Genomic DNA, 24,068 nt, shown 5'->3' with positions numbered 1-24,068 from the left:
CGTCCGGGGCTACTGACGCGGCGCCTCCGGCCCGGACGCATCCTCCCCGTCTTCGCGGTATCGCCGAGCGCGCCGCGGAGCGGGGGGCTGCGCGGTGTAGGCGTGCGAATTCACTCGCTCCACCCAATCGGTGTCGTGTTCTTGTTCGAGCACCTGGTGGGCCTGCGTTTCCACATATTCGGAGCCCGAATGGTGTCCGTTTCCGGCCGGTGCGGAGTTGCGGGCCGGCGGCGCGGCCGGAGCCGGGGCGGCGTGGACCGGCTGCGGTGGTGTCTGCACCGCGGCCTCGGCCCGCTGCATCTGCGGCAGCGACTTGTCCGTCTCGTAGTAGTACTTGTATTCGTAGACTCCCTTGCCGCGGCTCGGCGTCATCGTGATGATCGTGCCGAGGATGGTGGCGCCCACGCTGTGCAGGTTTCCGACGGCGCGGGTCAACTGCTCGCGCTTGGTTTCGCCGTGCCGGGCGATTACCAGCGCGCCGTCCGACATGGCGGTGAGAACGGTGGCGTCGGTCACCGGGAGGAGCGGAGACGCGTCGACGATGACGTAGTCGAAACGTTCGCGTAGGTCGGCGAGAACCTGTCGCGCCGTGGCCGTTCCGAGCAACTCGCTCGGGTTCGGAGGGATCGGCCCGGACGCGAGGACGGTCAATCCCTGGTACGAAGTCGGCTGGAGCACCCCGTCCAGAGTGGCCTGCCCCGCCAGCACGCTACTGAGACCGACCGATCCGACAACGCCCAGATACTTGGACACGCGGGGCTTCCGGAGATCGCCTTCGACAAGGCATACGGACTTGCCGCCCTCGGCGAGCACCAACGCAATGTTGATGGCCGTGGTCGTCTTGCCCTCTGTGGGAAGCGAACTGGTGACCACGATGACCCGGGGCGGGTTGTCGACCTCGAGGAACTGCAGGTTGGTACGAAGTTCTCGGTATGCCTCCGCGCTCGACGAGTGGCCCTCCGCGAAATTGATGGGCTGCTGGGTCTGCCGATCCTTGTCGAACGGGATGGTGCCGATCATCGCGGAGCCGGCCAACTCTTCCACCGTACGACGGTCTTTCACCGTGTTGTCGAGGCGATCACGCAGTACCGCAAGGGCGATGCCGAGCAGGAGGCCAACTGCGGCACCGAGCGCGAGATTACGCAGTGTCTTCGGGGAGACGGGCGTCGACGGCGTCTGCGCTTGCTGTTCGACGACAACGCGCGCGGCCGGTGCGCCGCCCCGTTCGGGTGTTTCGAGTTCACGGACCATGACCACGAATTCGTCGGACATCGCATTGGCAATGTCACGGGCACGCTCGGGTGAGGGGTCCTGCACCTTCAGGTCGACGAGGACGGTGTCGGGTGCGGAGGTGGCCTTGACCTGATTGGCGAGCTCGGCCGGTGTCTCGGTGAGACCCAGCTTGTCGATGGTGCGCTGCGCGAGAGTCTGACCGGTCAGCAATTTGGTGTAAGACGCCACGCGTTGCTGCGAGTACAGGTTTCCCTGGTAGAGCTCATTGACCGACGAGCCCGCCGAGGTGGAGACGAACAACCGGGTGGAGGCTTCATACAGGGGCGTGGTGAGCAGTGAGGCACCGAGCGCCCCGAGGATCGCCACCACCGTGGTGATGGCGATGATTTTCCATCGTGCCTGCAGAATGCGCAGGTAGTCCTGGATTTCCATGTTCGAGTCTCCCATCGAGTTCACGCGCCGAGCGCCGTGATCGCGTTGTCATTCGTGTGTCCTGACCCGATCGACCTCCTCGTCTCGAAGGATGCGGGCCTCGGCTTGCTCAGGTTCCAGGGGCCACTGTGTTCCCCCGATCCCGTAACACTCGGCCGATCTCGGCGAGCGGTTCCTTGTCCGCCAGGGCGGCGTGGGTGGCGTCGACGTCGAACTCGATGAGGTTCTCGCCGAGCCGGCCCCGCCACATCTGTGGGGGACGCGCATGAAGTTCGAGGTCTGCTGCCGCGGTGAAGAACTGGATCTCTCCGTCGTAGCGGCGCGGTTGATGCCGGGTATTGAGGAGGCCGAGTTGGTCGATCACGTTCCCGAGTCGGCGGAGGGCGTCGGCGGTGAGGAAGCTCAGGCCCGGATGCTCGTCGGCCAGTACTCCCGCCGCGTCCTCGTAGTCGATCCCGCCGTCCGGCAACCGGTCTGCCGGGACACCGAGTTCGACCAGCGCGTCACCGATCGACGGCTGCTCGCCGCGGATGTCTTCCCGTTCGTGGAATTCCGGCGGCAGGGTGTCGAGCATCGCGAGTGTCGCGACACTCTCGTGGTTGTCACTCAACTGAACGGCCATCTCGTGAGCGATGATGCCGCCCAGAGACCAGCCCAGCAGGTGGTAGGGACCGCGGGGTTGCACGGCCCGGACGGCTTCGACATAGGAGGCGGCAAGCTCCGCGATGCTGTCGGGGACGGCGGCGGCCCCCGTGGCCTGGACACCGTAGAGGGGCCGGTCGCCGAGGTAGTCCGCGAGTCCTGCGTAGCACCAGGACATTCCGCTGGCCGGATGGACGCAGAAGAGAGGTGGGCCCTCCCCCGTTCCACCCAGCCGCACCACGGTGTCGAGCATACTTTCGGACAGTTCGGGGCCGGCCTCGATCCGGGCGGCGAGTTGCTGCACGGTGGGGTCGGTGAAGACCCACTGGATCGGCACCTCCCGGCCGAGGCGGCGCCGCAGTTCACCGGCCACCGTTGCCGCACCCATCGACGTTCCGCCCAGGGTGAAGAAGTCCTCGTCGGCGGGCACGGTGTCGACACCGAGCGCAGCGGCCATCGCGTCGGCCACGTCCTGCTCGACTCGTCCGGCCGGGAGGACGGTCACTTCGGTGTCGAATGCCGGTGTGGGGAGGCCGTTCCGGTCCACCTTGCCCGACGGCATCACCGGCAACCGGTCCAGGACGGTGACGGCGGAGGGGACGAGGTGCCGGGGCAGCAGGTGACGCGCGTGGGCGCGCACCGCAGCCGAGGTGAGGTCGGTGTCACCGCTGACGTAGGAGACCAGGACCGTGCTGCGATCACTCGTGGTGTGGGGCACGGTGACGGCGGACTGAACATCGGGGTGACGGAGCAACGCCGAATCCACTTCGGCGGGTTCCACCCGGATCCCGGCGATCTGCACCTGCGCGTCGCCGCGGCCCAGGTACTCCAGTTCGCCGTCGGCGGTGCGCCGCACCAGGTCACCCGTGCGGTACATCCGTTCGCCGGGTTTGCCATAGGGATGGGCAACGAATCGGGTTGCGGTGAGGTCGGTACGGCCCACGTAACCCCGTGCGACGCTGGTGCCGGCCAGGTACAGCTCCCCCACCACACCGTTCGGGACCGGATGTAGGCGCGCGTCCAGCACGAGGGCGGCACCGCCGTCGATCACGGTGCCGATGTTCACGCGGCCCGGCCCCAGCGGTCCGGCGAGCGACCCGAGGATGGTGAATTCGGTGGGCCCGTAGGCGTTGAACAGTCGGTGCCGCCGGGACCACCGCGCGGCGAGTTCGGTGGGCAGTGCTTCGCCGACGGCCACGACGGTACGCGGCGACAGCGTCTCGGCATCGAGGGTGGCCAGCACACTGGGTGTCGCAATGAGGTGGGTGATCTGTGCGTCGACGACCGTCTTTGCCAGTTCGTCTCCGGCGTAACCGAATTCCGAGGACATCACCAGGGTTCCGCCGGAGGTCAGAGCGTAGAGCATTTCGAACAGCGAGGCATCGAAAGTGGGTGAGGCGAGTTGCAGCACGCGGATGTCCGATTCGGTGCCGAGAACCGGAGGCTGTGCGGCCACCACGTTCACCAGACCCCGATGCGGCACCACGACACCTTTCGGTTGTCCGGTGGATCCGGAGGTGTAGATGAGGTAGGCCGCGTGATCGGGTTCCGTCACCTGCGCGTATCCGCGTCGACGGATCCGTCGATCCCCTCGGGTCGGTGTCTGCTCGTTCCACTGCGCATCGGACAGGTCGAGCCAGTCCACGGAGCCGGTCAGCGTAGAAGTGAGGTCGCCGACCGTCACGCCGAGCACCGCGGCCGAATCGGTGATCATCCAGGCGACGCGTTCCTCGGGATGCGCCGGGTCCACCGACAGCCACGCCGCACCGGACTTCGTCACGGCCCACACGGCCAGCACCCAGTACCGGCCGCGGGGTGTCGCGATCACCACGACGTCTTCGGGTCCGACGCCCCGGTCGATCAGTTGTCCTGCCCAGCGTTCCGCTTCGGCGTCGAGTTCCGCGTAGGTCCACTGCAGGTTGCCGTCCACCACCGCGACCGCGTCCGGGGTCGCCCGCACCTGGGCCTCGAACACGTCGGCGAGCGTGCGGGGCGACGGTGTGCGCAACGGCCCGCGGACGAGCTCGTCGTACTCGGGTTCGGTGAGGACCGGGAGGTCGCCGACCGGAATCGACGGGTTGTCGGCGACGGCGTCGAGGAGGCGCCCGTAGCGTCCGGCGAGCCCGCGGGCGCTCGCGTCGTCGAACAGGTCCGTGGCGTACACCAGACGGAGTGTGAGGGCCTCCTCGGTGTCGACGACGTCCCACACGAGATCGAATTCGATTCGCGGTTCGTCGACGTCGACCGGTGCGGCGCCGGGCAGGCTTACCGGCTGCGACGGCACCCGCCGATAATTGAGGACCACCTGGAACAGCGGGTTGTGGGCAGGTGAACGCTGCGGCGCCACCCGCGCGACGACGTCGTCGAACGGGACGTCCGCATGCGCGAAGGCCTCCAGGTCCACCGTGCGTACCCGGTCGAGCAGTTCCGCGAACGACAGGGCGGCCGGCACCTCGGTGCGCAGCGCCACGGTGCCGACGAACATGCCCACCAGCCGGTCCAGCAGGGGGTCGGGTCGCCCACCGACGGCGGTGCCCACCACGACGTCGGGGTGGCCGCTTTCCCGCGCGAGCACTACGGCGAGCGCGGCATGCAACACCATGAAGACGGTGACGCCGTGGACACGAGCCAGGGCATGCAGCCGAGCGCGTAGTTCCTCGTCGACGACCCAGTCCACGCGGGAACCGTTGCGGCTGGGGTGGCGCGGCCGCGGGCGGTCCGTCGGCAGCGACAGCGGTGCGTCGACGCCGTCGAGAACACGTCCCCAGTAGTCGAGTTGAGTGTGCGCGACACTGCCGGGATCGCCGGCGTTCCCGAGGAAATCGCGCAGCCACAGGGTGTAGTCACCGTAGTCGACGGCAAGCGGATCCCACTGCGGTGCCGCACCTTCCGCGCGCGCCTGGTAGGCCTCCGCGAGGTCGGCGAGCAACGGGTCCATCGAGCCGCCGTCGAGTGCGATGTGGTGCACTGTCGCGGCGACCATGTGGCCACCGGCAGGTTCTGCCCACATCCGCACGCGCAGGGGTGGTTCGTGTTCGAGGTCGAATCGTTGTCTGCCGAAATTTTGGAGGTCTGCGTCACCCTCCTGCACGAGGCTGTCGAGGACCTGAGCGGTGGGAACAATCACCTGGTGCGGGCCGTCCGCGTCGGCGGGAAAGACGGTCCGCAGCACCGTATGCCGCTCCACCACATCGGCGATCGCCGCCTGGAGAGCGGCCGGGTCCACGCCTGCGTCCAGCCGGGTACCGAACATCATGTGATGGACGGAAGCGTCGGGATCCACCTTGTTGAGGAGCCACATGCGTTGCTGCTGCGGGGAGAGGGGAACTCGGGTGTTCGGGTCCCGGCGCACGAGTGCCGGGCGCTGAGCCGCTCCGGTAGATCGCGTGTGGTCCAGCCAATGCGCGAGTCCGGCGGCGGTCGGGTTCTCGAACAACGCCCGCCATGCCACGCTCACCCCGAACGCCGTGGAGAGCCGGCCGGCCACCGCGGTGGCGGAGAGCGAATCACCACCGAGGTCGAAGAAATTGTGGTTCGCACCGGGCAGGTCGACACCGAGGACATCGGCGAAGACACCTGCCACCAACTCTTCGGTGATCGTTCGCGGCGGCAGCACATCCACCGGCTGCGTGGCAGGCAGCTGCAGCGCGCGCACGTCCAGTTTGCCGTTGGCGGTCAGCGGTAGGGACTCGAGCACCACCATTCTCGGCGGCACGAGGTACGCGGGCAGTTGTTCGGCCAGGCGCTCCGTCAACGACGCCGGGTTCAGGTCGGTGCCGGTGACGAAGGCGGTCAGTTCGCCGTCACGCAGAAGCACCGCGGCCTGCTCGACTCCGGTGAGTCGGAGCAGCCCGGCCTCCACCTCGGCGGGTTCGATCCGCATGCCCCGCACCTTCACCTGCCGGTCCACGCGGCCGACGAAGGACAGGGTGCCGTCTGCGCGGCGCTGCACCAGGTCGCCGGTGCGGTAGCTGCGCGAGCCACCTTCGGCGGCAATGAAGCTCGCCGCCGTCAGGCCGGGCTCGTCCAGGTATCCCCGGGCCAGACCGGGACCCGAGAGATACAGCTCGCCGATGCCGCCCACCGGTACCGGCTGCAGGCGGGGATCGAGCACGGTCGCCGTGGTGCCGGCAATGGGTGCGCCGATCGTCACGTTCCCGTCCACCTCGGCGAGCGTGGCCACCACGGTGGATTCGGTCGGCCCGTAGGCGTTGAGCATCAGTCGCCCGGCACTCCACATTTCGGCCGAGTCGGTGCGCAGCGCCTCACCACCCACCGCTACCACGCGCAGCGAGTCGAGCCCGTCGGGATCGAGGGTCGCGAGGACTGCGGGCGTGGAGAGGTAGTGGGTCACGTGCTGGTCCACCAGGAAGCGCTGCAACTCGGGTCCCGCGTACACGTCGGGCGGGGCGCACACCAGGCAGGCGCCCGACCCGAACGCCAGCAGCATCTCGAGGAGCGCCGCATCGAACGCGGGATTGTATCCATGCAGTACGCGCGATTCCGGCGTCACCCGGTAGCGCTGCACGACTTCGGCGGCCAGTGATGCGAGCCCGCTGTGAGTGACGGCCACGCCCTTCGGGGCTCCCGTGGACCCGGAGGTGTAGATGACGTACGCCAGTCCCCGCGCGGAGGCCCGATAGGTCGCGGTGGCGGCGATTGCCCGGTTCGGGCTGGGCACGTAGGCGGCGCCTGTCTTGGTGACGGCCCATAACTCGATGATGAAGTCGACGGATCGCGGCAGGTCGATCGGCAGCATCCACCCGGGGCCGAAGCCCTCGGCAACCAGTTCGCGAGCGCGCGCGTCCGACTGCCGGTCGAGTTCGCGATACGTCAACGTCCGGGTGCCGTCGGTGACCGCGGGGCTGTCGGGGTACGCGGCAGCGGTCGAGGTCAGAATTTCGGCGAGCGTGTGTTCCTCCGCGGCGGGCCCACCATCGAGCCGTTCCGCGCCGGTGAGCGCGATGTCGCCGGTGGCCACCTCGGGGTCGTGGGCGACAGCTTCGAGCACCCGGACGAGTTCTTCGGCCAGCGACTGAACGGTGGCGTGGTCGAACAGATCATGTGCGTACGCCACGGCGCCCGTCATACCGGCGGGGTCGGCGCCGTCCCACTGCTCGGTGAGGGTGACGTGGAGATCGAATTTGGCTGTTCCGGTGTCGACTTCCTGCGCCTGCACGTCGAGGCCGGACATCCGCACGGTGGGGGGCCGCAAGTTTTCCAGTGCCAGCGCGACCTGCGGAACACGGCCACCGAGGAGGTCGGCGATCACCTCGAACGGAACCTCGGCGGTGTCGAAGGCCTCCACGTCGAAGTCCCGTACCTGGGCCAGGAGACCGGTGAACGGCATGTCCGGCTCCACCTGCGCGCGCAGGGCGAGGGTATTCACGAACATTCCCACCGCCGCGTCCAGCGCCGGGTCCCCGCGGCCGGCGACTGCGGTGGCGATGGTGATGTCACGCTGGTCGCCGAATCTGGCGAGCAGCAAAGCCAGTGCGGCGTGCAGCACCATGAACGGAGTGGCCCGGTGTTCGTGTGCCAGCCGGTGGACCGCCTGCTGCACCGGAGCCGGTACGGAGAACCGCACCAGCCCGGCCGTGTCCGTGGACGCGCTCGTGCGGGGCCTGTCAACCGGGAACGGCGCGACCGATTCCGCACCCGCCAACGCGACCCGCCAGTGCTCGACGCCGCGGGCCGCATACGCACTGCCCAGCAGCTCTTCCTCCCAGAGCGCATAGTCGGCGTACTGCAGAGCCGGTGGCTCCCACTCCGGTGCGGTACCCGCGCGGCGAGCCGCATAGGCGGTAAGGACGTCGGCCACCAGCGGAGCGAGGGACCAGCCGTCGGCGGCGATGTGGTGAAGGACGATCACCAGCACGTGGACGTCGGGTGCTACTCGCAGCAGTTGCACCCGCAGTGGTGGCTGGGCGGTGAGGTCGAATGGTGCGCGTGCGAGTCGCGTGACCGCGTCGGCCACTTCCGAGGCGTCCACGTCGCGAGGTGTGAGGTCCAGTGCCACACCATGCGTGATGTCCTGCCAGGGCGACTCCCCCGGCTCCGACGGATACCGGGTTCGCAGCACCTCGTGGCGGGCAATCACGTCGCCGAGTGCGGTGGCCAGCGCCGTCACGTGCAGGTCACCTTCGAGCCGCACCGTGGCAGGGAGGTTGTAGGTGGCAGATGCCGGGTTGCGTCGATTCCACACCCACATGCGGTATTGACTCCGGGACAGCGGGATCCGGTCCGGTCGCGGCCGGGCTCCCAGTGCGGGGCGCAGGCCCGCCGCGGGCACCGTTGTGTCGAGGGCCCCGGCGAGCTCCGCGACGGTGGGATGGGCGAAGAGGGTGCGCAGCGGAACCGGGACGCCGACCGCGTCGGTCAGCCGCGCGGTCAATTGTGTTGCAAGCAAGGAATTTCCGCCGGTGTCGAAGAAGTGCGTTGCCCTGCCCGCCTCCTCGATCCCGAGAACGTCTGCGAACACGTCGGCGACCGTCCGCTCAGTGTCGGTGTTCGGCGGCTCGAGCTCACCGGTACCGAGGTCCGGGACGGGGAGCGCGCGGACGTTCAGCTTGCCGTTGATCAGCGGAGGCGGCGAGTCGAGTACCACGACAGAGGCCGGAACCAGATACGACGGCAACACTTCGGCGAGGCGGCGACGCAGGGCCACGGTATCCAGCTCGGCGCGCGGCAAGACGTACGACGTCAGCACGTCGTGGCCGGTGGGTGTGGTGCGCACGATGGTGGCGGCGAAGTCCACGTCGACGAGCCCGGCGATGGCAGTGTCGATCTCGCCGGGTTCGATGCGTACGCCGCGCACCTTGATCTGAGCGTCGTTCCGGCCGAGGAATTCGAGTACATGGCGGTCACCGGCCGCCTTCCACCGCACGAGGTCACCGGTGCGGTACCGGCGCCGGCCGTCGGCGGAGGCCACGAACCTCTCGGCCGTCAGTCCCGGTTGCCCGGCATAGCCACGGGCGAGGCCCGGGCCCGCGAGGTAGAGCTCGCCGGGGATCCCCACCGGAACCGGAAGCAACCGCTCGTCGAGCACGACGACCTCGAAGCCCGGCACGGGTTCACCGATCGGTACGGACTCGCCCCGACGGAGGGGGCCGGTGGCGATCGCGTACATGGTCGCTTCGGCCGGTCCGTAACCGTTGACCATTCGGCGGCCGGGCGCCCACCGATCTACCAGGGCGGTACCCAGACGTTCCCCGCCGAGCATGATCATCCGCAGGTGCGGCAATTTGCGCGAACCGATCGTGGCCAGCGCCGTCGGGGTGATGCAGGCGTGTGTGATCTGCTCCCGTTCCAGTAGATCTGCCAGTGCGGGGCCTGCGAACTCCGCGTCGGAGGCGACGACCAGGGTGGCCGCCGACGCACCCGCGACGAGGATCTCGAGCAACGCCATGTCGAAGCCGGCGGCCGCACGGTGCAGCATCCGGGACCCGGGGCCGGCGGCATAGCGCTGGGCGACGTCGATGTCGAGTGCGGCAAGGCCGCCGTGCGTCACCACCACTGCCTTGGGAGCGCCCGTGGTGCCGGAGGTGAACACCACGTAGGCGGGCTGGTCCGGGTGGACGCGGGGGCGGACCATTGCACCCGCCGACGTGTCCGCGTGCGTGTGGGGTTCCACCCAGGTGATCTCGCCGCCGAGAGTCGCCGAGCCCACGCCGAGAGTGGTGCCCGCCGCGGTGAGCATCGCGTGTATTCGCGCGCTCGGCAGATCGGGATCGACGAGTACGGGCGCCGCACCGGTTTTCGCGATCGCCCACAACCCCACCACGGATTCCGCCGATCGCGGTACCGACCATGCCACCGTCGTGCCGGGACGGGCGCCGAGTGCGTGCAGCTCCCGCGCCAAACCCTCCGACTGCTGGTCGAGCTGCCGGTAGGTGACGGCCCTCTCGCCGTCCTGCACCGCGACTGCGCCGGGCGCCAGCACGGCCCCGCGGGTGAGGATGTGGTGCAGCGGGACCGGTGCGGGTGCGGCGGGGCCACGGGCTGGGGCGAGGGCTGCGCGTTCGGCGGGACTCGACAGGTCCACGTCGCCGACCCGCTGATCGGGGTTTGCGGTGACCGACCCGAGTAGCCGTACGAGCTGGTCGGCGAAACCGAGAATCGTCGAGCGGTCGAACAGCGCTGCGTCGTACCCGAATTCGAGGTGCATGCGCGCACCCGGAGCTGCCTCGGTTGCGGTGAGCTGGAGGTCGAAGTTCGCGGGATGCGCCGTCGGCGTCATCGGTGTGACCTCGAGGCCGGGCAACGTGAAGTGTCCCGGGCGATGCCGCTGCATCGACAGCGCCACTTGGAACAGCGGGTGATGCGACGTCGAGCGGGCGGGATTGAGCAGTTCCACCAGGGTCTCGAACGGCATGTCGGCGTGCGTGTACGCGGCGACGTCCTCGGTGTGAACGTGGGCCAGCACCTCGGCGAAGCTGGCGGAGGGATCGATCTGCGTGCGCAGCACCAGCGTTCCGGCGAACATGCCGACGACGTCGTCGAGTTGCGGGTCGGTGCGCCCGGCAACCGCGGTGCCGATCGGGACGTCCCGGCTGCTGCTGTACCGCGAGAGCAGCACGGCCAGCGCGGCATGCAACACCATGAACGTGGTTGCCCGTCCGGTACGCGCCAGGGCGGCGATGCCGTCGTGCAGGGCCTCGTCCAACTCCACGGTGTGGACGGCTCCACGGCCCGAGGGTGCCGCGGGACGTGGGTGGTCGAGGGGCAGGGTCACCTGGTCCGGCAGGTCGGCCAACGTCTCGAGCCAGTACTCCCGGCCGGGGTCGTTCAGCATGGTGCGCTGCCACACGCTGTAGTCGCTGTACTGCACCGGCAGCGGCGGCCATTCCGGGCTGCGACCCTCGAGCCGCGCACGGTAGGCGACGGCGGTGTCGCGGATCAGCGTGCCGAGCGACCAGGCGTCGGCGGCGATGTGGTGGACAACCAGCGCGAGCACGTGCGAATCGGCACCGACGCGATACACGCGCCCCCGAACGGGCGGTGCGGCGGCGACGTCGAATCCGGTGTCGACGAGTGCCCGCACGTGGGCGTCGAGCGCGTCGGCGGGAATGGCGACCGGAGCCAGGTCGAGGGGTACCGCGTCGGCCGCGAGCAGCACCTGGTGCACCCCCTCGGCGTCGGACGGGTACACGGTGCGCAGGGTCCGGTGCCGCTCGAGCAGGTCCCGGGCCGCGGCCGCAAAGGCTGTGGTGTCCAGTTCGCCGTCGAGGCGGAGGAGGATCGGAATGTTGTATCCGGCTGCGTCGGTGTCGAATTGGTTGAGCACCCACATCCGCTGCTGTGCGGGCGAGAGCGGCACCCGGCCGTGCCACCGATCCGGCAGCAGAGCGGGTCGCCGACGCCCGATGTGCGCGCGGTCCTCCACGCGGGCTGCCAGCTCGGCCACGGAGGGTGCCTCGAAGAGGTCGCGCACCGTGATGTCCGTGTCGAAGACGGCACTCACCCGAGTCGCGACCCGGGTGGCGATCAGCGAGTTGCCGCCCAGTTCGAACAGGCTGCGGCGGATGTCCACCTCGGGCGAGCCGAGCAGTTCGGCGAAGATGCCGGCGACCACTTCTTCGATCGGGCCGTGCGGCACCTGCCACTCGTCGGCGGTCACGTCCGGTTCGGGCAGTGCGCGCCGGTCGACTTTGCCGTTGTGCGTCAGGGGAATCGACGGCACCGCAATGATCGCTCCGGGCACCATGTACTCGGGCAGGAGTGCACGTAGGTGCCGCGTGAGTGCGGCCGGATCCACCCCGGCCACCACGTACGCCACCAATTGTTCGCCGATGCTCGTGGAGCGCAACACAACTACCGCACCGTCGACGTCGTCGTGACGCAGCAGCGCCGCCTCGACCTCGCCGGGTTCGATGCGGTAGCCGTGGAACTCCACCTGCGAGTCGGCCCGGCCGAGGTAGTCGAGTTCTCCGTCGGCACGCCGGCGGGCGAGGTCTCCCGTGCGGTACATGCCGTCACCGGGCGTGAAGGGGTCGGCCACGAACCGCTGGGCGGTCAGGCCCGGCCGGCCGAGATAGCCGCGGGACACCTGCGGGCCCGCGACGTACAGTTCGCCGACGGTTCCCGGTGGCACGGGCCGCAGCGAGGTGTCCAATACGTACGTTCGCATTCCCGGGATGGCCCGGCCGAGCGAAGCCCTACCGTCGCCGACACCGAGATCGGTGTGGGTGACGTGCACGGTGGTTTCGGTGATTCCGAACATGTTGACGGCGCGAACCGACGGGTGCCTAGCGAGCCACGGCGACACTGGCGCGAGATCGAGCGCCTCACCACCGAAGATCAGCAGCCGCAGAGTGTCGGTCACGTCGTAGTCGGCCAGCTGGCCGAACGCGGACGGCGTCTGATTGAGCACCGTCACTCCCTCGCGGCTCAACAGTTCCGCGAAGTCGCGCGGCGAACGCGCCACGTCGTGATCCACCAGCACCAGCCGCCCGCCGGTGGTGAGCGCTCCCCACATCTCCCACACCGAGAAGTCGAAGGCGTGGGAATGGAACATGGTCCACACGTCATCCGCGCCGAAGCCGAATTCCCGGCAGGTATTCGCCAGCAGCCACAGCACATTGGCGTGGGAGACCAGCACACCTTTGGGCTCGCCGGTGGAGCCGGAGGTGTAGATCAGGTAGGCGCCCTGCGCCTGTGAGTGGTTAAGGAGTCCCTGCACTCGCGAACCACTCACAGGCGCAGCCTCGAGGAGCAGAACCGGGCAGGACACCTCGGGCAGGTTCGCGGCGTCTGCGGCGGAGGTCAGCAGCACGGTGGGTGATGCGTCCGAGAGGAGGTAGCGCACACGTTCGGCCGGGTAGTCGACGTCGACGGGGAGGTACACCCCGCCGGCACGGACCACCGCGAGCAGCGCCGCGATGAGTTCCGCCGACCGCGACAGCGCCACGGCGACGACGCGTTCGGGCCCCACCCCGGCCTCCGACAGCGCCGCGGCCAGTTCGGCGGACCGCCGGTCCAGGTCCCCGTAGGTCAGGGTGGTGTCGCCGTCGGTGACGGCGACGGCGTTCGGGTTCTCGGCGACACGCTGCGCGAAGAGTTCCGCCAGCGACTGCACCGTCGGTGCGACGCCCGGAGCGCCTGCGACGAGGGCCCTCTGCTCGTCCGCGGTCAGCACGTCGATGGCGCCAACATCGGCGTGGGGTCGGTCAGTGACCGCACGCAGGATCTGCAGCAGTCGCTGCACCCACTGCTCGACGGTGTGCTGATCGAACAGTTCGGTGGGGAAGGTGAACACGCCGTCGAGACCCGCGGGGCTTCCGTCGGGTGTGCGCCGGTCGCGCAACGACACCTCGAGGTCGAAGCGGCTGATCCCGGTGCCTGCCTCGCGGCCCCGGACGACGAGGCCGGGTAGTTCGGGTAGCCGGTCTGCGCCACCGTCTCCGAAGTTCTCGAACGCCAGCATCACCTGGAACAACGGGTGGTGACCCGCTGACCGTGCCGGGGCGAGGGCGTCGACCACGAGGTCGAACGGCACCTCGGAGTGCGCGAACGCGGCGATGTCGGTCTCCCGCACGGACGCCAGCAGTTGCGCGAACGTCGAGCGCGCATCCACCCGGCTGCGCAGGGCAACGGTGCCGACGAACATTCCGACGACGTCGTCCAGCGCGGGGTCGGTGCGGCCCGACGTGGGGGTTCCCACAGCGAAGTCGTCCGCCCCGGTCAGCTTGGACAGCAACACGGCCAGCGCCGCGTGCATCACCATGAACAGGGTGGAATTCTGTTGGTGCGCGAGCCCTTCGAGCGCCCGGTGCAGTTCGGCAGGCACAGCGAACGGGGCGATCCCGGCGGTCCCCTGCAGGGTGCCGGGACGTGTCCGGTCGGTGGGCAGCGGCAGAAGTGTGGGCATGTCCTGCAGTGCCCCGGCCCAGTACTCGAGCTCGCGGTGCGCGAGGCTTTCTGGATCGGCGGGGTCGCCGAGCATCTCACGTTGCCATCGCGCGTAGTCGGTGTACTGCACGGGCAACGCCGGCCACGACGGCGCCTGCCGGTCGAGACGAGCCGCGTACGCGGTGGTGAGGTCTCGGACCAGTGGGCCGAACGACAACCCGTCGACGGCTACGTGGTGCAGCACGACGGCAAGGGTGTAGCGCTCCGGAGCCCTCTCGAACAGGGCCAGGTGCACGGGCCGCTCGACCGCGAGGTCGAAGCCCTCGGCGGCGAGGGAGGCGATGGCGTCGTCCACGGCTTCTTCCGTGATGCAGACAGGTGTCAGCTCCACCTCGGCCGGGCCGACCGTCTGGACTGCACCGGTGTCGGTGATCGTGAACACGGTGCGTAGCGTGGCGTGCCGCTCGACGACATCGGTGAGCGCCCACCGCAGTGCGTCGACATCGAGTGCACCGTCGAGGTCGACAGCGAACGGCACGTTGTACGCGGCAGACCCCGGTGTGAGCTGGCCCAGCAGCCACAACCGTTGTTGCGCGAAGGCGGCCGGTGCCGGACCGTCGGTGTCGCGGGCCACGAGCGGCGGCCGCGCGTCCCCGCCCTCGGCGATCAGCGCGGCGAGGCCGGCGACGGTCGGCTGGTCGAACAGGTGACGCACCCCGACGCGCACTCCCGTCACCGACGACAGCCGCGACACCACTCGGGTAGCCGACAACGAGTTGCCGCCCAACGCAAAGAAATCGGTGTCGGCTCCCACCTCGGGCACACCGAGTACCTCGGCGACGGCATCGGCCACCACCTGTTCGAGCGGGGTCTGCGGTGGACGCGTCGACGACGTCGGCAGTTCCGGGTCGGGAAGCGCGGACCGGTCGACCTTTCCGCTCACCGTCAACGGCAACCGGTCGAGCGCGGTGATCGATGCGGGCACCAGATAGCGCGGCAGTCGCTCGGCGACGAAGGCGCGCAGTGCCGCCGGTTCCAGGGCGCTGCCGCTGACGTACGACGCCAGTTCGCCGCGGCGGGTCACCGTCACCGCCGAGTGGACTCCTGGCGCTGAAGCGAGCACCACATCGACTTCGCCGGGTTCTACGCGGAACCCACGAATCTTCACCTGACTGTCGGCACGTCCGACGAAGTCGAGCTCGCCGAATCGGTTCCAGCGCACCAGGTCACCGGTCCGGTACATGCGTCCGCCGCCGTACGGGTCGGCCACGAATGTGCCCGCGGTTGTACCCGGCTGGCCCACGTATCCCTCGGCCAGACCGGGGCCCGAGAGGTACAGCTCCCCCACTACCCCGACGGGAACCGGTCGAAGTCGCGGATCCAAGACCACGGCCGACATACCGTCGACGGGGCCGCCGATCGCGATGCGCGAGCCCGACAGTTCCGCCGCCGTCGCCCAGATAGTCGTTTCCGTGGGGCCGTACAGATTCAGTACCCTGCGTCCGGTTGCCCACCGGGACATCAGTTCGGGCGGGCACACGTCCCCCGCCAGCGCGAGAACCTCGAGGGCATCGAGTCCGCTCGGGTCGATCGTCGCCGGCACTGCCGGGGTCGATGTCCAATGACTGATCCGCTCGCGCCGCAGAAGCTCGCGCAGTTCGTCTCCGCCGAAGACGCCGGGTGGGGCGATCACCAGCACGGCGCCGGTGGTGAACGCCAGGAGCATCTCGTGGATCGACGCATCGAACATCGGGGACGCTGCGTGCAGCACCCGCGACTGCGGGGTGGCCCCGTAGAAGCGGTGCAGGGCGGCGGCGTGACCGGACAGGCCGCGGGGGGTGACGACGACGCCCTTGGGTGTGCCGGTCGAGCCGGAGGTGTAGATCACGTAGGCGGGATGATCCGCGGACAGCGGCCGAACCCGCTCGTCGTCGGACACCGCAATCGGATCCGCGCCGGTCCCGGACAGGACCAGTGGAGTGATACCGCCTGGCACCAGCGAGGCGTCGAGTGTCAGCGCCGTGGTGACGCCCGCGTCGGCAAGAATCCGTGCGGTGCGTTCGGCCGGCTGGTCGATGTCGAGGGGCACGAATGCGGCGCCGCTGCGCGCGATCGCCCACACCGCGATCACCGAGTCGAGCGAGCGCGGCATCATGATTGCGACCCGGTCACCGGGCCCGATACCGGAGGCGATCAGGCGGCGGGCCCACCAGTTGGACCGGGCATCCAGCTCGCGGTAGGTCAGTTCTTCGTTTCCGCATCGGACAGCGACCCCGGTCCGGTCAGGCGCCAACAGTTCCGGGAGCGTCTGTGGTGCTGGGGCTTTCGGGCCACGGGACGGAACCAGGGCGGCCGCCTCGGTGGGTGTCACCCATTCGAGGTCGCCCAGTGTCTGGGACGGATCCGCTACCACCGTGGACAGGATGTGGTGCAGCAGCTCCGACCACCGGACGATGCTGGAGGAGTCGAACAGTTCCGCCGGGTACACGAGGTCACCGTCGAGTCCGGCGGCTGCGCCGTCGTCGGCCCGCATTTCGCGCAGGGACAGTTCGAGGTCGTAACGACTGACGGCGCTCTCGATGTTGCGACGGCGGACGGCGACGTCGTCGAACTGCAACTCGGTTCCGCCGAACTTCTGGTACGCGAGCATCACCTGGAACAGCGGGTGGTGGGTTGCCGACCGCACGGGAGCGACGGCGTCCACCACCTGATCGAACGGCAGGTCGGCGTGGGCGAACGCCTCGAGGTCGGTGTCCCGGACGGCCGCCAGGAATTCGGTGAACGTCTGTCGGTGATCGACGCGAGTACGCAGCACTACTGTTCCGGCGAACATCCCCACCAGGTCGTCGAGCGCCGGGTCAGGTCGTCCGGAGGTCGGGGTGCCCACGGCGATGTCGTCGTTTCCGCTGAGCACGGCGAGCGTCAGCGCCAACGCGCTGTGCACCACCATGAAGGGAGTGACCCCGCAGCTGCGGGCCACGGCGTCCACGGCGCCGTGCAGCGCGGCGTCCACCGTGAACGCCACCCGTCCGGCAGTCCGCGTGGTTGCCGGCATCCGCGGGCGGTCGGTCGGCAGCTCGAGCAGCTCGGGAGTTCCCTGCAGTCGCTCGGACCAGTACGCGACGTCCGCCGGCGCCGTGGTGGCAGACACCGATCGCTGCCACTGCGCGAACCGCCCGTAGCCCACCGGCAGTTCCGGCCACCCCGGTTCCCGTCCGGCACAGCGCGCCGCATACGCCGTCATGATGTCTCGGGTCAGCGGGCCGAACGACAGTCCGTCCACCGCGATGTGGTGCGCGGCGACGGCGACGGTGTAGCGCTCGGGTGCACGTTCGAAGATCCGGATCCGTACGGGCACTTCGCGGGTGAGGTCGAATCCGCGGCTGCCCAGGGCCGCGAGTGCGTCGTCGAGCGTGCCGGGGGCAACGGCGATCGGCGACAGGTCCAGCTCGACCGGCCGCGCCACCTGCACCACACCGGCTGCCGTGTCCTCGAACACCGAATGCAGCGGCTCGTGCCGTCCGACCACGTCGCGTACGGCTGCAGCGAGAGCATCCACATCGACCGGTCCGTCGAGGTCGATCGCGAAGGGAACCACGTAGTCGGCTGAGCCGGGGTTCATTTGCTCGTGCAACCACAGCCTCTCCTGCGCGGGCGCGAGAGGCGAGGCACCTCGGTGTCCGTTGGGAGGTCCGTCGACGAGGGGCGGCAGAGCAGCGGTGGTGCGCGCGTCCTCCAGCCGGACCGCAAGTTCGGCGACGGTCGGTGCGTCGAACACATCGCGCACGCTGATCCGGCGGTTCAACGCCGCCCTCAGTCGCGACACCAATCGGGTTGCGGTGAGCGAGCTTCCGCCGAGGGCGAAGAAATCGGCGTCCGCATCGACCGACTGCAGACCCAGCACGTCAGCCACCACCCCGGCGACGAGCTCTTCCAGTTGCCCGCGTGGGGCCCGGGCGGGAACTGCCGCGAGTGTGGGCGCGGGCAGAGCCTTCCGGTCGAGCTTCCCGCTGCTGGTCAGTGGCACCTCGTCGAGCACGGTCACCGACGCGGGCACCATGTAGCCCGGCAAGCGTTCACGCAGGAACTCCACCAGGGCATGCGCATCGAGTTCCGCGCCGTGAACGTAGGACGCGAGCACCGGTTCACCCGCAGCCGAGGTCCGCACCACTGTTGCCGCGGTGTCGACTCCGGGTGCGGACGCCAGCGCGGCGTCGACTTCGCCGAGTTCCACCCGGAATCCACGGATCTTCACCTGGTCGTCGGTGCGGCCCGCGAATTCCAGCCGATGGTCGCTGGTCCACCGGACCATGTCCCCGGTGCGGTACATCCGGGAGCCCAGGCTTCCGTATGCGCTTGCTACGAATCGGCTTGCGGTCAAGGCGTATTTGCGGTGGTAGCCGCGGGCGAGGCAATCACCCGAAAGATACAGCTCACCGACGGCGCCGACGGGTACCGGCCTCAGTCGCTCGTCGAGCACCACGGCCGAGGTTCCCGCGTAGGGCGTGCCGATGGTGATGCGATCGCCGACGTGGAGCGGTTCTGCGCTGGTGCAGACGACGGTGGTTTCGGTGGGGCCGTAGCTGTTGAGGAGTACCCGGCCCGGTGCCCATCTGGTCACCAGTTCGGGTGGGCACGGCTCGCCGCAGACCTCGAGGACGCGGAGGTCGTCGAGGCTCTCCGGGTTCATCAGGCGCGGCACCGTGGGGGTGGTGAGGAAGTGGGTGACGCGTTCGCGGCGGAACAGTTCGGTGAGGTCGTCACCGAAGGTGTCGGGAGGCGCGATCACCACGGTGGCGCCGGCCGTGAAGGCCAGGAGTAGTTCTCCGACGGAGACGTCGAAGGACGGTGAGGCGACGTGCGCCACCCGGGAGTCGCGTCCGAGGTTGCGGTACTCGGCGTTTGCCGCCATGAGGGCGGCGAGTCCGCGGTGGGTTACCGTGACGCCCTTCGGCATTCCGGTGGAGCCGGAGGTGTAGACGACGTAGGCGGGATGGTCGAGGTGCAACGCGCGGGTGCGGTGCCGGTCGTCGATCGCGGCGCTCTCGCCCGTGAGATCTGCCGTGCCGATCCAATCGATACCGTCCGGAACCACCGATGCATCCCGAGCGAGCGCCACGTCGACGCCGGAGTCGCGGAGCATGTGCGTGATGCGCTGGGCTGGGTAGCCGGGGTCTATCGGCACGAAGGCGGCACCGGATTTCGCGACGGCCCACATGGCCACGACGGACTCGACGGACCGGGGCACCATCACCGCCACCAGATCTCCCGGCCCGATGCCACGTGCAATCAGTCTGTGGGCCAGACGGTTCGAACGCTGCTCCAGTTCCGGGTAGGTCATGTCATTGCCGTCGAACCGCAGTGCGACGCCGTCGGAGTTGAGCCCGTCGTGCAGGAGTTGCGGCAAGGTTCGCGCGGGAACCGAAGCACCGCCGGACGCCGGCACGAGCGCCGCCCGGTCGGCCGGACCGAGGAGGTCGATGTCGCCGACCGCACGGGTCGGGTCGCTCGCAACGGCGGCCAGGATCGTCTCGAGTTGCCCCGCCCACCGGTTCACGGTCTCGTCGTCGAACAGTTCACGTGGATACGTCATGACCCCGCGCAGACCACCCGGATCGCCGTCGCCGGCCGGGAGTTCGTCCACGGTGATGTCAAGATCGAAGGCGCGGACGTGCGGTTCCTGTTCCCGCACACGGGCCGTGACCCCGTCGAGCTCGGTCTCCGGGCCGATCGAATTCTGGTAGGCCAGCATCACCTGAAACAGCGGATGCGCGTCCGTGGTCCGGGTGGAGAGCACCTCCTGCACCACCGAGTCGAACGACACGTCGGCATTGGTGAAGGCTTCGAGGTCGGCGCGGCGGATGGTGCGCAGTAGGTCGGTGAACGTCGCACCTGCCGCTACCGGGGTGCGCAGTACCACCGTGCCGACGAACATGCCGACGATGCCGTCCAACGCGGGGTCGGGGCGTCCGCCGGTGGCGGTGCCGACCGCGATGTCCTCGGTTCCGGTCAGTCCGCGCAGCAGTACGGCGAGCGCGGCGTGCAGCACCATGAACGCCGTGACGTCGTGGTCACGCGCAAGGGCGAGCAGACGCCGGTGCAGCTCGGGGTCGACCCGGAACTCGGCGCTTCCGGCGGTGAGAATCTGTGGGGACGGTGGCCGTGGACGATCCAGGGGCAGCGGGAGCACCTCGGGCAGGCCACGCAAAGTGTCTTCCCAGTAGTCGAGTTGGCGGCGGACCAGGCTGGCGGGGTCGTCCGGATCACCGAGAATGTCTTGCTGCCACCACGCGTAGTCGGTGTACTGCAGCGGCAACGGCTCCCACACCGGCGCTTGCCCTCGACGACGGTCGGCGTACGCGGCCGAGACGTCCCGGACGAAGAGGGGAATCGAGAGTCCGTCGATTGCGATGTGGTGCACCACTACCGACATCGTGTACTGATCGGGGGCTACTCGGCGCAGCCGCACCCGGATCGGCACCTCGCGCGTGAGGTCGAACACGGCGGCGGTTTCGGCATCTGCCAGCTCGACGTTGGCGCTGCGCACCACCTGTCGTGGGCCGGCCCCGTTATCGGGAAACACCGTCCGCAGCGCCGGATGCCGCTGCACCACATCGTCGATCGCGGTACCAAAGGCAGCGACATTCAGATCGCCGGAGAGGTCGACCGAGAACGTCACCACGTACGGGTCGCGCTCGGGGTTCCGCTGATTCACTAGCCACAGCCGTCGCTGTTCCGCGGACAGCGGCGCCGCTGTGTCCACGGTCCGCGGCACCAGCGGTGGTCGCGACTCGGTGTCGGGCGCGCCGAGGTGAGCGGCCAGGGCTTCTGCAGTCGGGTGGTCGAAGATGTCGCGCACCGTGACCCGGCGGCCCAGCACCGCGCTCGACCGCGAGGCGAGACGTGCTGCGCCCAGCGAGTTTCCACCCAGTGCGAAGAAATCGGCATCGATCCCGACGGTGGCCAGTCCCACTTCCGCGGCGAATGCTCCGACGAGAAGTTCCTCGATCGGTGACCGCGGTGCGCGATCACCGGTCCCGCGCGGTGACGGGGTGGGCAGTGCCGCCTTGTCCACCTTGCCCGCCGGTGTCAGCGGCACCGAATCGAGCACGGTGATCGACGACGGAACGAGGTGGTCCGGCAACCGTTGCGCGAGATAGTCGCGCATCCGCGCGGGCTCGAGGTTCCGCCCGTGCACATAGGTCGCCAACTGCGGGCCGCTCACACCCGCGGCGGCAACAGTCACCGACAGATCCACACCGGGATACGTCCGCAGCACGGCGTCGATCTCGCCGGGCTCCACTCGGTGACCGCGGATCTTCACCTGGTCGTCGGCGCGACCGATGAACTCGAGCGTCAAGTCGGGGGTCCAGCGCACCAGGTCGCCAGTGCAATACAGGCGCCCGTCTCCGTAGGGATTGGCGACGAATCGGGTGGCGCTACGCCCCGGTTGTCCCAGGTATCCGCGCGCGACCCCCGGCCCGGACAGGTACAACTCCCCTACTGCGCCGACCGGTAACGGCCGCAACCTGGAGTCGAGCACCAACGCGGAAACACCCTCGATGGGGGCACCGATCGTGACGGCGTCGGCGGGTCCGAGCGGAGCCGTCGACGTGGACCACACGGTGGCCTCGGTTGGCCCGTAGAGGTTGAGCAGTGTCCGGCCCGGCGCCCATCGCGTGAGTACTTCGGGCGGGCATACGTCGCCGGCTACGGCCACGACCTGTAAGTCGTCGAGCCCGTCGGGGTCTGTCACGGCCGGTACGGCGGGGGTCACCGTCCAGTGCGTGATGCGCTCCCGGCGCAGCAATGCGGTCAGCTCGTCGCCGCCGTACACGTCTGCCGGGGCGATCACCAAGGTGGCGCCGGCGGTGAAGGCCGACAGCATTTCGTGAATGGACGCGTCGAAACTCGGCGACGCGAATGCGAGTACCCGTGATTCCGGAGTTACCCGATAATGCCTGCGCAGTGCGGCCGCATGGCTCGACAGTCCGCGATGAGTGACCACCACACCCTTGGGCGTTCCGGTCGACCCGGACGTATAGATCACGTACGCCGGGTGATCGACGCGCAGCGTGCGTACGCGGTCTGTGTCCGTGATCGGCGCGGCGGACCCGTCACCGTCAACCAGGGACATCCACTCGACGCCGTCCGGTACGACGTCGGGATCCACGGCGAGCGCGAGGGTGACCGCGCTGTCGGCCAGCATGTGCGCAACCCGATCGGCCGGATAGCCGAGGTCGACGGGGACGAAAGCCGCGCCCGCCTTCGCGACGGCCCATAACCCGACGATCGATTCGACGGAACGGGACGCGATCACCGCTACTCGATCTTCGGGCCCGACGCCTCGTTCGATCAGCCTGCGCCCCAGCCGGTTCGACCACTCATCGAGTGTGAGATATGTCACATCTGTTTCGCCGCAGCGGATTGCGGGGTTGGTCGCGTGCTCCGGCACGGTCAGCAGGGCGGCGAGGGTCGTCGGTTCGGCGGCGCTGGGCCCCGAAGCCGGAACGAGGACTCCGCGCTCGGCTGCGTCGAGAACCTCGAGGTCGGCGACCGGTCGATCGGCCCCGGCTCCGACGAAGTCGGTGAGGTAGGCCACGAATCGCTCGAGAAGCCTTTCCACCTCGTCCTGTTCGTACAGGGCGGGGTTGGCCTCGAAGCAGACACGCGGTGGGCCGCCGCCGACTCCGGGGTAGATGTCGACGGCGAGATCATCGACCGGTCCAGCGGAAAGGAGGTGCATCTCGCCTGCCTCGTCACCGAGGGTGACGTCATGCAGGAACGCCATGATGTTGACCACCGGCCCGAACGCAGCACGCGACTGGAACTCGAGCCCCAGGTCTCGCAGCATGTCTTCGTATCGATACCGCTGGTGACGCAATGCTCCGGTGAGTTCGAGCTGCACCCGGCGCACCACATTCTCGGTGTCATCTTCTGCACCGATTGCCACGCGCACCGGGACGAGGTTGGACACCATGCCCGCCGATCGGCGCATGGCCGCGGTGGTGCGCCCGGACACCGGAAGGCTCAGCACGATGTCGGTGTTGCCTGTCATCCGAGCCAGAAATGCGGCGAAGGCGGCGACCACGATCGGCACTTCGGACGAGTTGGATCGGCGTGCGAGTTCGTCCATCAGTTCGGTGGATTCGCGCGTGAGGGAACGGCTGGCGGTCCGGGAGACGGCGGCGGGCGGAGCTTCACGACGAGCCAGCCGCGACGGCGCGGGCAGCTCGGTCAGCCGCTCTGCCCAGTGTTCCCGGTCGACGGCCGCCCTACTCGAACCTTCGTACGCAACTTCGGCGTCGAATATGTCGCGCACACCCAGCGCCCGCGATTCCGGTGGTTCCGTACCGCGCACTGCGTGGGTGTACAGCTCCGCGATGCGCTCGACAACAGTCATCGCGCCGTACCCGTCCACGATCAAGTGATGCGCGAACGTGTTCCAGTAGAAGTGGTTTTCACCGAGATGCAGGAGTGTCGACGCGATCATCAAATCCGCGGTCGGGTCGAGCCGGCGGCTGTATCGGTCGGTCATCCACCGCCTGGCCTCGGCCTCGGGATCCGCGTATCCCCGCAGGTCGAGGTAGCTGAGGGCGTTTGGGATCGAAGGGTCGAACGACTGCGAGGGCACCCCGTCACGCTCGACTATGCGGACGAACGGAGACTGAAGCTCACGCGCCGCACGGGTGGTCGCCTCGGTCAATGCATCGACGTCCAGGGCCCCACGAACCTCGACGTACAGCGCCACGTTCAAGGGGACGTCCGGGTCGAGTTGCTGGGCGAACCAGAGCCCCTGCTGGGCACGCGAAAGAGGGAAGGCACTCACGAGCGCCACCCCCTCATCAGCGATGCACCGCATCGAGCCGTCACCCCGTCACCGAACCCCATCTATTTCTTTCGCCACCGGC

Annotated in this window: 2 protein-coding genes; both read right to left on the bottom strand. The window is 68.9% G+C overall.

From position 1 onward, the window contains the following. Nucleotides 1-9 precede the first annotated feature (9 nt). A complete protein-coding gene (locus tag L1080_RS01500; protein WP_250776932.1) occupies nt 10-1,665 on the bottom strand; it encodes a tyrosine-protein kinase domain-containing protein in 1,656 nt (551 codons plus the stop codon). A gap of 109 nt (nt 1,666-1,774) precedes the next feature. Further along, nucleotides 1,775-23,986 (bottom strand): non-ribosomal peptide synthase/polyketide synthase, encoded by a 22,212-nt coding sequence (locus L1080_RS01495; protein ID WP_250776931.1) that lies wholly within the window; start codon nt 23,984-23,986, stop codon nt 1,775-1,777. Nucleotides 23,987-24,068: the final 82 nt, after the last annotated feature.

It is taken from the genome of Rhodococcus sp. MSC1_016 (assembly GCF_023667485.2).
Lineage (GTDB): Bacteria > Actinomycetota > Actinomycetes > Mycobacteriales > Mycobacteriaceae > Rhodococcus_F > Rhodococcus_F oxybenzonivorans.
This window is presented reverse-complemented; position numbering and strand designations above follow the sequence as displayed.

Coding starts and splice junctions, on each gene's coding strand:
- L1080_RS01500 (WP_250776932.1), bottom strand. CDS start 1,665: ATGGAAATCCAGGACTACCTGCGCATTCTGCAGGCACGATGGAAAATC.